The following is a 10,578-nucleotide window of genomic DNA, read 5'->3' as shown; positions in this document are numbered from 1 at the left end:
GTCTATGCGCTTGACCTCAATAATGAAGGCAAGATCCTCTGGAAATACGAGCCCCGGCAGGATCCCAACGTGATCCCGATCATGTGCTGCGACACGGTCAATCGCGGCGTCGCCTACGCCGACGGCAAGATCTTCCTGCATCAGGCCGACACCACCCTGGTGGCGCTCGACGCCAAGACCGGCGCCAAGGTCTGGTCGGTGATGGACGGCGAGGCCGGCAAGGGTCAATCCGGCACCGACGCGCCCTTCGTATTCAAGGACAAGGTCCTTGTCGGCATTTCCGGCGGCGAATTTGGCGTGCGCGGCTGGGTCTCGGCCTACAACATCAAGGACGGAAAATTGGCCTGGCGCGGCTATTCGGAAGGTCCGGACGCCGACACCCTGATCGATCCGGTCAAGACCACGGCGCTCGGCAAGCCGGTCGGGCCGGATTCATCGACCTCGACCTGGCAGGGCGACCAGTGGAAGATCGGCGGCGGCGCGACGTGGGGATGGTACTCCTACGATCCCGAGCTGAACCTCGTCTATTACGGCTCGGGCAATCCCTCGACCTGGAATCCGGTGCAACGCCCCGGTGACAACAGGTGGTCGATGTCGATATGGGCGCGCGACCTCGATACCGGCAAAGTCAAATGGATCTACCAGATGACCCCGCACGACGAATGGGACTTCGACGGCGTCAATGAAATGATCCTCACCGATCAGACGGTCGGCGGCAAGGCGCGGAAGCTTTTGACCCACTTCGACCGCAACGGCTTCGGCTACACGCTTGATCGAACCGATGGCGAGCTGCTGGTCGCGGAGAAGTATGATCCGGTGGTGAACTGGGCCACCAAGGTCGACATGGACAAGTCGTCCAAGACCTATGGTCGTCCCCTGGTGGTCGACGCCTATTCGACCCAGCATGGCGGCGAAGACACCAACTCGAAGGGCATCTGCCCGGCGGCGCTCGGCACCAAGGACGAACAGCCCGCGGCCTACAGCCCGGAGACGCAGTTGTTCTATGTTCCGACCAACCATGTCTGCATGGACTACGAGCCCTACAAGGTCTCCTATACCGCGGGTCAGGCCTATGTCGGTGCCGCCGTGGCGATGTATCCGCCCAAGGGCGATACCAACATGGGCAATTTCATTGCCTGGGACGGCAAGACCGGCAAGATCGTCTGGTCCGACAAGGAGCAGTTCTCGGCCTGGGGCGGGGCATTGGCAACGGCCGGCAACGTCGTGTTCTACGGCACGCTCGAAGGCTATCTGAAGGCGGTCGATGCCAAGACCGGGAAAGAACTCTACAAGTTCAAGACCCCGTCCGGCATCATCGGCAACGTCATGACCTACGAACACGGTGGCAAGCAGTACGTTGCCGTGCTTTCGGGCGTCGGCGGCTGGGCCGGCATCGGTCTGGCAGCCGGTCTGCTGCAGCCTGAAAACGCCGCCGCCTGGCATGGCGCCGTCGACCAGGGCAAGTTGCCGCCCAAAGACAAGACCGTCGATACCGCGGGCCTCGGTGCGGTCGGCGGCTATGCGGGACTGGCGTCCTACACCTCGCTCGGCGGCACGTTGACGGTATTTGCTCTGCCGAGCGAATAGGCGCGACGCTACGGTGAGATGACCTTACATCGGCGCGCGGCATTCCTGCTGCGCGCCGATTTTTATTCCCTTCACTTCAAAGCGCATGAGGACGGCGGTGAGTATCAATCATTGGAAATTCGCGCTCGTGGTTTGGGCGGGCATCTTTGCAGGCGGCGCCGCAAACGCCGACGGCCCCGCCGATCCGGCGGTCGCGTCGTCCGACAACGGCAAATATGCCGACAAGGACGGCAACCCGACTTACAAAGTCAGCCCGGACGGAACTGTCGACTGGTATACTTTCTCCGGCTTTCGTCGCTACCATTCGGACTGCCATGTGTGTCATGGTCCCAATGGCGAGGGATCAAGCTATGCGCCGGCGCTGGCCGAATCGTTGAAGACGCTGAGCTATGCGGACTTCACCAACATCGTCACCAACGGTCGCAAGAACGTCGATGCCGCCAACGACAAGGTGATGCCGTCGTTTGCGTCGAACGTTAACGTGATGTGCTATCTCGACGACATCTACGTGTATCTGCGCGCCCGCGCCAACGGCGCCATTCCGGGCGGTCGTCCACCCAGTCACGAAGACAAGTCGCAAGCGGCCAAGGACGCCGAATCCAGTTGCACGGGGATCAAATGACCAGATCGCATGCCAGGAAGCACCCGATGCCGACACCTCGGATCTGGCGGTGGACAGCGATCCTGCCGCCGACCTTCGCTGCGGTGATGGCGTGCGGCCTGGTGGCCCTGGGCTCCATCGAGGCCAGGGCCCAGGCCAGCGACCCCGGCGCGCTTGAACTCGTCGATCCCGAGGTCTTTCGCGCTTGCGGCGATCCACGCAATCTGCCGTTCTCCAACGACAAGGGCGAGGGATTCGAGAACAAGCTCGCCGAGTTGTTTGCCACTAAGCTCGGCAAAAAACTCAGCTACACCTACTTCCCTCAGGCCACCGGCTTCGTCCGCATGACGCTGGGTTCCTACCGATGCGATACCATCATGGGATTTCCGCAAGGCGACGATCAAGCGCAGGCCACGATTCCCTATTACCGGACCACCTATGCGCTGGTCGTCAAGCGCGGAAGCGGCCTTGAGGATGTGTCCGCGATCGAAGATCCGAGGCTCAGGGACAAGCGGATTGGCGTCGTCGCGAGGACTCCGCCAAGCACCAACATGGCGATCAACGGTCTTCTGGCCCACGCCAAGTCCTACCCGCTTTTCGTCGACACCCGCGCTGATTCCTCGGCGCAGGCCATGATGGACGATCTCGCCAAAGGCGAGATCGATTGCGGCATATTGTGGGGTCCGATGGCCGGCTATTATGCCAGGCAGACCGACCCGCCCCTGGTCGTCGTTCCCTTGACCAAGGAAACGGCGGGGCCGCCAATGACCTTTCGCATCGGCATGGCGGTACGGCCGGCGGACCAGGAGTGGAAGCGCACCCTCAACAAGCTGATCATGGAGAACCAGGCGGAGATCAACCAATTGCTGATCAGCTACAACATACCCATCCTGGACGAGGCCAATCTTCCCATCACCAAAGACGATCTATCCAAGCGGCCATGATCGAGACCGCCCTGCGGCTGGCGTTTTGGGTGATGGTGGCAACCGCAACCGCTGCGGCCGCCGCCGAGGTATCCGAGCCCGACACCTATCGGCTCGAAGATTATCGCGCGCCTGTGCCCGCGACGCTGCGTGGCGCCAAGGTGATCGGAACTGACGAAGCGGCAACGATCTGGCGCAGCCATTCGGCTGCCTTTGTCGATGTGCTGCCGAGGCCGCCACGGCCGCGGGACCTGCCGGCGGGAACCCTTTGGCGCGACAAGCCGCGCGCCGATATCCCAGGCAGTATCTGGCTGCCCGACACCGGCTACGGCGAACTGGCGCCCCGCATGGCCGACTATTTCGTGAGGGGTCTGGAACAGGCGACCGATGGCGACCGCGCCAGAATGCTGGTGTTCTATTGTCTGGCGAATTGCTGGATGTCGTGGAACGCGGCGAAGCGCGCGCTCTCGCTGGGCTATTCCGACGTCGCCTGGTATCCGGATGGAACTGACGGCTGGGGCGCCGCCGGCCTTCCGCTAGCGGATGCCGCGCCCAAACCGCGCCCCGGCGAATAGCGGACGTTTGAAAATCTTCACTTGGCCGGCGTATCGGCGTTCAGAGCGTTCTGGATCGCGCTGGCCAGATCAAACAACCGCTTCTCGATCAGGACCGGCACGTCGCACATGTAGGCCGTCGTTTTCCGCCGGTCCTCGAAGATGCGCGTCTGCCAGGAAAGCTGATTGGCGAGTGCATCGTTCTGCGCCGGATCGGCGTTTGGTTGGTCCTGAAGCTCCCGCATCTTTTGCGCATTCGCGCGGATTTCCTCGGCCATGGATTTCTGCTTGCGTGAAAAGCGTTCGATGCCGCTCATGACCTGGTCGCGCTGCGCGTTGAGCGTCGAATACAGCGCGGCGAACAGCGTCTTGGCCTTTTGCTGTTTTTCCTCGGCCGTGCCGGTGACGTAGTCGTCTATCAGCTTGCGCGCGTCCTCCATGGGGGTGCGGCGGGCGACCAGCCGCAAGACCAGGTCGGCTTCCCTGGGATCGGCGGGTTTGGTGTTGTCGATGGTATCGATCGACGGGCCGCTCCAGACACTTGCGATCGAGATCCCCGGCACCTTCAATTGCTGGCAGGGCCAGTCCGGATAACGCGGGTCCAGCGCAACGGCCGGCCGCGTCAGGCACGCGAACATGGCCATTGCAACCCAGCAACAAAAATAGCTTGCCGAACGCGACACGCCGCGCCTCCCTGTCGTCAGGCTACAACCGCCTTCTTGTTTCGCGGCCAGCCACCGCGTCGAACGTCGCATATCTAGATATAAAGGCGTTCGGCATGCCCAAGGCAAATCAAATTCGGCCAATGCGGCAACCTGCTCGGCTTCGATGAAGGAAGACCCAGCGCGAGCCGGCCCGAGGACATTGACCGGGATCGCGGTCATGTCATCCTGACATCCAATCCGAGCCAATGACAGGAGAGATTGCGCGTGTGCAATCATGGCAGCGCGAGGCTCTGCGGCTTGCTGGCATCCACATGGCTGGCCGCAGCGATCTGTTCAGGCGCCCTCGCCGGCGCGCCGGCCGTCACACCGTCAAGCCTGCCCCGCATCGGCACGGTCGACCAGCGCTTCCAGTCCTACAACATCGAGATGGTCGAAGTAACCGGCGGATGGTTTTGGAAGCCTTATCGATCCAGGCCGGAACCCTCGCCTGCGCCCCCGCCGCAATCCTGGCGGGGCCCGTCGCCGGGAAGGGAGGATGCCAACTTATTTCAGTACCGGCCACCGATCGATCTGGGCAATGCCCGGCTGCGCAAGCTCGCGTCCGCGCTGGCGCCCGCCTTTCTCCGGGTCAGCGGCACCTGGGCGAACAGCACTTACTTTGCGGATGCGGACGATGCGCCAGCGGGGGCGCCGGCTGGCTTCAACAGCCTATTGACCCGCCCGCAATGGCGGGGCGTGATCAATTTCTCCCACGCGGTGGATGCAGAGATCGTGACATCGTTCGCCATCAGCGCGGGCAGTCGCGATGCCGCCGGTCACTGGACTACGAACCAGGCGCGTCGCCTGCTCGATTACACCGGCGCGATCGGAGGCCGTATCGTCGCCGCTGAATTCATGAACGAACCGGATCTGGCCGAGATAGGCGGCGCGCCGGAAGATTATGACGCGGCGAAGTACGGAAGGGACTTCCGGATATTTTCTGCGTTTGTGAAGCGGGCTGCTCCCGACCTGTTGATCGCCGGTCCCGGAACAGCCAGTTCAGCAACGGCCGCGGCAGACCTGCTGGCCGCCTCCACGCCCGGACTGGATGTGGTTTCGTATCACCACTACGGCGCGGTGTCGAAGCGATGCGGGGGCAGCGGCAGACCGGAGGCGGCCCTATCCGAAGAATGGCTTTCACGGACGGATCGGTCAGCGGATTTTTACAAAACGCTCCGCGACCGCTTCGAGCCCGGCAAGCCGATTTGGCTGACGGAAACCGCGCAAGCGGCATGTGGCGGAGACTCATGGGCGGCAAGCTTCCTTGATACGTTCCGCTATCTCGATCAGCTTGGGCGAATGGCGAAGGCTGGCGTTCAGGTCGTCATGCACAATACGCTGGCGGCGAGCGACTACGGCCTGCTTGACGAGAGCACGCTGCAACCCCGACCGAATTATTGGGGCGCGCTGCTCTGGCGGCAACTGATGGGAACCACGGTGCTCGAGGCCGGCGTGCCCCTGCAATCCGGCCTTCACGTCTACGCCCATTGCCTGAGAGGCACGCCGGGCGGCGTCGCACTGCTGGTGATCAACACCGACCGCCAGGCGCCGCACGTGCTGATGCTTCCGGCGGCGTCATTGCGCTACACCCTGGATGCCGTGGACTTGCTCGATGAGCATGTCATGCTGAATGGAAGCGCGCTGGCGCTGGGTGCCGGGGATGAACTGCCGCCGATCGAAGGCGCGCCGACGAGCCCAAATACCCTGACATTCGAGCAGGCCACGATTACCTTTCTGGCCGTTCCCGAGGCTGCGAACGACGCCTGCCGATGACGGGCGCTTGACGTCGGACGGACCTCGCGGGTTGGCGCGCCGGATCGATTTTTCCGTCTGAAGCCCCTCCCCTTCTTGGCAGGGGCTTGCCGCCATGCCAGCCTGATACCTCAAAACAATCCTGCCGCCAGGCGGCAACAAGTTATGTGCCGGGGAGAGAACGCTTTGCACCGCCATGCTGTGTTTCTAGGCTCGATCGTGTCCGCCGCACTCTGCACCGTTTCGGCGGCTGGCGCTGCGGACTCCGAGCGATGCCAGGGGCTGTCTCGCCGGTTTGAAATGGCCGGGCGACAGATCACGGCGCTGGAGGTGTCGCTGACGCTATTTTCGGCTGTCGATGGCAATTGCGTCGATCTGGCGACCAGGCTGCTCGACCAGGGCGCGTCGGTCGACGCCCGTGACCGGCTTGGCGCCCGGCCGCTCGGTCACGCCGCCAGATCAGGCCATCTGCAGATGGTGGACCTGCTGCTGGCGCGCGGCGCTCCGATCGATGCGCGCGATCTGGCCGGCGCCACCGCGCTGTATTTTGCAGCCGAAGGCAGCCACATCTCGATCGCGCAACGGCTGATCGAACGCGGCGCTGACGTCAAGCTAACGGGGCGTAGTGGAATCTCTCCGGTCGCCGCCGCCGCCTATGCCGGCAATGATGCCATCGTCGAGGCGTTGCTTGCTGCCGGGGCCGACGAGCGCGCGCCCGACGAAACCGGAAAGCCGCCGATCGTCTATGCGGCGGCCGGCGGAAGGCTCGACATTGTGAAGCGGCTCCTGGCGCGAAATATCGATATCGACGCCCGCTACGCCAATGATCTCACGGTGCTGATGTGGGCGTCAGGCCCGGACGAAAAGGTCCCGGAGGCGGAGGCGATCAAGGTTGTTACCTATCTGCTCGAGGCGGGCGCGCGTGTCGATGATCGCGATGACCGCGGCCGCACCGCTCTGATGATTGCGGCCGAGGGCGGCCGTGCGGATATTGCCGGTTTATTGCTGGCGCGAGGGGCTGATTCGTCTCTCAAGGACAAGGCCGGAAAACGCGCCGCCGATCTCACGGTTTTATCTTCGCTTCGTGCGCGCCTGACGCCACCTTAGAGTCCCGCCAGGTACTCCGCCAGCGCGGCGAGATCGTCAGGCGAGGTGGCCAGCATCAGGTCGGACATTCCGGGATTGTTGCCGCGGGTACGGGTGCGGAAGTCGGCGATGGTTTTTGTCAGATACTCCCTGCTCATGCCCGCCAATCGGGGCACCGTGCCGTCGCCCTGAAAATGATCGAGATGGCAGCCGGTGCAGCCCACCGAGCGGTTGGCGCCGAGGGCCCGATCCGAAACCTCCTTCGATGCACGCGGCTGGCCCAGATCAGGCCAGGGCTTCTGCGAAAAGTACGCCGCGATATCCAGCATGTCCTGCTTTTCCAGCGCCATCGCGATCGGCTGCATGATCTCGCTTGTGCGGTCGCCGCGCTTGAAATCGCGCAGCTCGATGTAGATGTAGCCAAGCTGCTGGCCCCAGAGTGTCGGAATCGTCTTGTCGATCGGCTTGCCGTCCTGACCGTGGCAGCCAGCGCAGACCTCGGTCTTTTCCGCAATGCTTTGGGCATTTGCCGGCGAGTGGCCGATCGCCAAAAATGCTCCGAGCGTAACCGCGTCAACAACGAACCCGCAAAACCCGCCGCGCATCAATCTCATTCCGATGGAAGCCCTCATAGAAGAAGCGGGGCCGTGACCGGCCCCGCTTCAGAAGCGATCGTTCGTCCGCGCGTTCAATCCAGCCTGAAAGCGATAATGTTGTTACCGCGGTGGAAATCGACCTGGGTGTTACCGCCCGCACCGACCACGATATACTGCTTGCCGCCCACCATGTAGCTCGAGGGTGGCGCATTGACGCCCGCACCGGCGTGGAAGCTCCACAATTCCTTGCCGGTCGAGGAGTTGTAAGCGGCGAACTTGCCGTTACCTTCACCCGTGAAAACAAGACCGCCCGCAGTGGCGAGAATGCCGCCGATCATCGGCTCCGGGGTCTTGACCTGCCATTTGATCTTGCCGGTGTTGTAGTCGACCGCGGTAATATTGCCGGCCTGCGCCTCGCTCGGGATCGTCTTGAAGGCGCCGCCCAGCCACAACTTGCCATTCGGGTATGGCGAGTTCTCGACAAAGTAGTTCATGGGCTGATGCAGGTTGATGGCATAGGCCAGGCCCTGTGACGGGTCGGTGGCGATCGGCGACCATTCGACACCGCCATTGGCCCCCGGAAGCATGCGGGCGCCGTCCTTGGTGGGAAGAACCCACATATTCTCCTGCGGCACCATGGCCTCCGAGAATCTGATCAGGCTGCAATCCTTGCGGTCGTGAACATAGATGTGACCGGTCTTGCCGGCATGGATCACGCCGGGGATGGTCTTGCCATCCTTGCCCTTCACGTCCACCAGCACCGCCGGACTGACGGCATCGAGGTCCCAGACGTCATGGGCAATGTACTGGAAGTGGCAGACATATTTGCCCGTATCGAGATCAAGGGAGACCAGCGAGTCGGTATAGAGATTGTCGCCGGGCCGGATCGCGCCATCGAGATCGGGCGAGGGATTGCCGACCACGAAATAAATCCGGTTGGTGGCGAGGTCGATGGCGGGATTTTGCCAGACGCCGCCACCGAGCTTCTGGTAGGGGTCGCCTGACTTGGCGAGTTGGTCCTTTTCGGCCTGGATGTCGCGGTGCATGTCACGGCCGGTGGCGTCTTTCGTCGCCCAGACACCGACCGAACTCTCCGGAATAGTATTGAACGTCCACACCAGCTTGCCGGTCTTGGCATCGTAGGCCTTCACAAAACCGCGGATGCCGTATTCGCCGCCATTGGTACCGATCAGCACCTTGTCCTTGACGACGGTCGGCGCCATCGTCTCGCTGTAGCCGAGCTCCGGATCGGCAACGTCGCTGGTCCAGACAACCTCGCCGGTTTTTGCATTCAGCGCGACCAGCTTGGCGTCGAGCGTGGCCAGATAGACGAGGTCGCCGAGAACCTGGACGCCGCGGTTGTTGGGACCGCAGCAGAACGTCGTCACCGGTCCCATCTTGTGATTATAGTGCCAGAGCTGCGCGCCGGTTTTCGCATCGAGCGCATAGACATGGCTGAACGACGTCGTCACATACATCACGCCGTCGACGACGATGGGCGAGGTTTCCAGCGATTCCTTGACGTCGGTCTGGAAAATCCAGGCGACATGCAGGTTCTTGACGTTGTCGCGCCCGATCTGTTTGGCGGGATGAAAGCGCGTCTGGGCATAATTGCCGTTGGTCAAAAGAAAATTGGTGGAGCTCTTGTCCGCCGCGTTGAGCTCTTGCTGCGTCACCGGAGCCACCATCGCGGCGCCCGAGGCCGACTTCTTGTCCTGTTTGACTTCCTGCGCGATTCCAGGTCCCGCAAGCAAGCCGGACACGCCGAACAATGCGGCGCATCCGATAGCAAATCTGTTCATGTTTCCCGCCCTAATTATTATTGTTGGCCTTAACCGGCATTTTCTGCGCCGGTGCGCTTCAAACTTGACCTGCTTGGGCTGATTTGACAAGGATAAACGCGGAGAAGTGCATGGCGCTCCAAGCGATTGGGAAAGGCGTGACTCCGAAAGACCGTTCCTGCCACTACTTTTTGCTTCTGTTGATGACGGACGATTAACACTAAGGTATTATAATACTCTAACCGTCCGGAAGGGCGGGGCTTTCCAGGCGATCGGGAAAGACATGACTGCGAAAGACCGTTCCTGCCACTATGTTTGCCCCTCATGACGGGCCGATCCGCACCTGAACGTCGCGCGGTCGCGCCAGATAGGGTGCGGAAGTCACGACGACATCAGCGCCTGCGCGCGCATAGGCCGCGGCGTTTCCGGCGTTGATGCCGCCGGCGGCCGCTACCAAGGGGCGCGATCGCAAAGCTCCCATGGACGCCATTCGCGCCACCAGCGCGCCGATTTCGGCCGGCCCGAATTTCTCCGCCTGGATCACGTCGAAACCGGCCGCGGCCGCTTCGACCGCCGCCTCCAGCGTCGTCACTTCGATCACCAGCCGCTTCTCCGGCGCGGCCCGGCGCAGCCGCTCGACCGATCCGGCAAGCGATTGCTCGGCGAAAAAGACGCGGTGCTCCGGAAAAACCAGCACCGTCTCCGACAGGCCGAGGCGGTGCATCACGGCGCCGCCCGCTTTCACCGCGGCGACGGCAAAGCGCTTGGTGCCGGGAACATTCTTGCGGGTGCAGGCGATCGCAATATGGGGCGCGACCGCGGTGGCCGCATCGACGATTGCGCGGGCATCGGTTGCAACACCGGACCAGATTTCAATCAAGGTCTGCGCCACCTTCCAGCCGCGCAGCAGCGCGGAGGCCGGACCGTGTGCAATCAGGATTGGCGAACCCGGATCAAGGACTGTGCCTGACCGCGCCAGCAGGTCTACTCTGCA

Annotated in this window: 10 protein-coding genes; 6 read left to right on the top strand and 4 right to left on the bottom strand. The window is 62.6% G+C overall.

From position 1 onward, the window contains the following. From ABSG20_RS19915 to ABSG20_RS19900, 4 genes are all read left to right on the top strand, one after another. Window positions 1-1,587, top strand: a 1,587-nt coding sequence (locus ABSG20_RS19915; protein WP_423866226.1) for a PQQ-dependent dehydrogenase, methanol/ethanol family, incomplete at its 5' end; no start/stop codon positions are given. An 85-nt stretch (window positions 1,588-1,672) separates the two neighbouring features. Beyond that, window positions 1,673-2,209, top strand: a complete 537-nt coding sequence (locus ABSG20_RS19910; protein WP_423866225.1) for a c-type cytochrome, methanol metabolism-related — start codon at window positions 1,673-1,675, stop codon at window positions 2,207-2,209. Between the two features lie 86 nt (window positions 2,210-2,295). Further along, complete coding sequence (locus ABSG20_RS19905) at window positions 2,296-3,132, top strand: substrate-binding domain-containing protein (protein WP_423866227.1); 837 nt, start codon at window positions 2,296-2,298, stop codon at window positions 3,130-3,132. Next, the gene (locus tag ABSG20_RS19900) at window positions 3,129-3,686 is read left to right on the top strand and encodes a PQQ-dependent catabolism-associated CXXCW motif protein (protein WP_423866224.1); all 558 of its coding nucleotides are present in this window, start codon (window positions 3,129-3,131) and stop codon (window positions 3,684-3,686) included. The genes ABSG20_RS19905 and ABSG20_RS19900 overlap by 4 nt, the downstream gene beginning before the upstream one ends. Window positions 3,687-3,703: 17 nt before the next feature. Here ABSG20_RS19900 and ABSG20_RS19895 read toward each other — a convergent pair whose 3' ends face one another. Beyond that, complete coding sequence (locus tag ABSG20_RS19895; protein WP_423866223.1) at window positions 3,704-4,549, bottom strand: hypothetical protein; 846 nt, start codon at window positions 4,547-4,549, stop codon at window positions 3,704-3,706. A gap of 78 nt (window positions 4,550-4,627) precedes the next feature. Between ABSG20_RS19895 and ABSG20_RS19890 the strand changes: the two genes are divergently transcribed. Together ABSG20_RS19890 and ABSG20_RS19885 are read left to right on the top strand one after the other, a co-directional pair. Continuing rightward, window positions 4,628-6,142, top strand: coding sequence for a glycosyl hydrolase family 79 N-terminal domain-containing protein (locus ABSG20_RS19890; protein WP_423866222.1), 1,515 nt, complete (start codon window positions 4,628-4,630; stop codon window positions 6,140-6,142). Window positions 6,143-6,307: 165 nt separating this feature from the next. Beyond that, window positions 6,308-7,228 carry an ankyrin repeat domain-containing protein gene (locus ABSG20_RS19885; protein ID WP_423866221.1) on the top strand — a complete coding sequence of 307 codons (921 nt, stop codon included), beginning with the start codon at window positions 6,308-6,310 and terminating at the stop codon, window positions 7,226-7,228. On the opposite strand, the gene ABSG20_RS19880 is transcribed toward ABSG20_RS19885, so the two are convergent. From ABSG20_RS19880 to modD, 3 genes are all read right to left on the bottom strand, one after another. Next, complete coding sequence (locus ABSG20_RS19880) at window positions 7,225-7,812, bottom strand: c-type cytochrome (RefSeq protein ID WP_423866220.1); 588 nt, start codon at window positions 7,810-7,812, stop codon at window positions 7,225-7,227. The genes ABSG20_RS19885 and ABSG20_RS19880 overlap by 4 nt on opposite strands. A gap of 83 nt (window positions 7,813-7,895) precedes the next feature. Then, window positions 7,896-9,605, bottom strand: coding sequence for a pyrroloquinoline quinone-dependent dehydrogenase (locus ABSG20_RS19875; protein WP_423866219.1), 1,710 nt, complete (start codon window positions 9,603-9,605; stop codon window positions 7,896-7,898). A 301-nt stretch (window positions 9,606-9,906) separates the two neighbouring features. After that, window positions 9,907-10,578 (bottom strand): ModD protein (gene modD / locus ABSG20_RS19870; protein WP_423866218.1); only part of this gene is annotated, 672 nt, incomplete at its 5' end.

The sequence above is a fragment of the Bradyrhizobium sp. genome (genome assembly GCF_049512235.1).
In the GTDB taxonomy this organism is placed as follows: domain Bacteria; phylum Pseudomonadota; class Alphaproteobacteria; order Rhizobiales; family Xanthobacteraceae; genus Bradyrhizobium.
This window is presented reverse-complemented; position numbering and strand designations above follow the sequence as displayed.

Bases quoted from the DNA above. Each gene is read 5' to 3' on its own strand.
- ABSG20_RS19910 (WP_423866225.1), top strand. From the start codon at position 1,673: ATGAGGACGGCGGTGAGTATCAATCATTGGAAATTCGCGCTCGTGGTT.
- ABSG20_RS19905 (WP_423866227.1), top strand. From the start codon at position 2,296: ATGGCGTGCGGCCTGGTGGCCCTGGGCTCCATCGAGGCCAGGGCCCAG.
- ABSG20_RS19900 (WP_423866224.1), top strand. From the start codon at position 3,129: ATGATCGAGACCGCCCTGCGGCTGGCGTTTTGGGTGATGGTGGCAACC.
- ABSG20_RS19895 (WP_423866223.1), bottom strand. From the start codon at position 4,549: ATGACCGCGATCCCGGTCAATGTCCTCGGGCCGGCTCGCGCTGGGTCT.
- ABSG20_RS19880 (WP_423866220.1), bottom strand. From the start codon at position 7,812: ATGCGCGGCGGGTTTTGCGGGTTCGTTGTTGACGCGGTTACGCTCGGA.
- ABSG20_RS19875 (WP_423866219.1), bottom strand. From the start codon at position 9,605: ATGAACAGATTTGCTATCGGATGCGCCGCATTGTTCGGCGTGTCCGGC.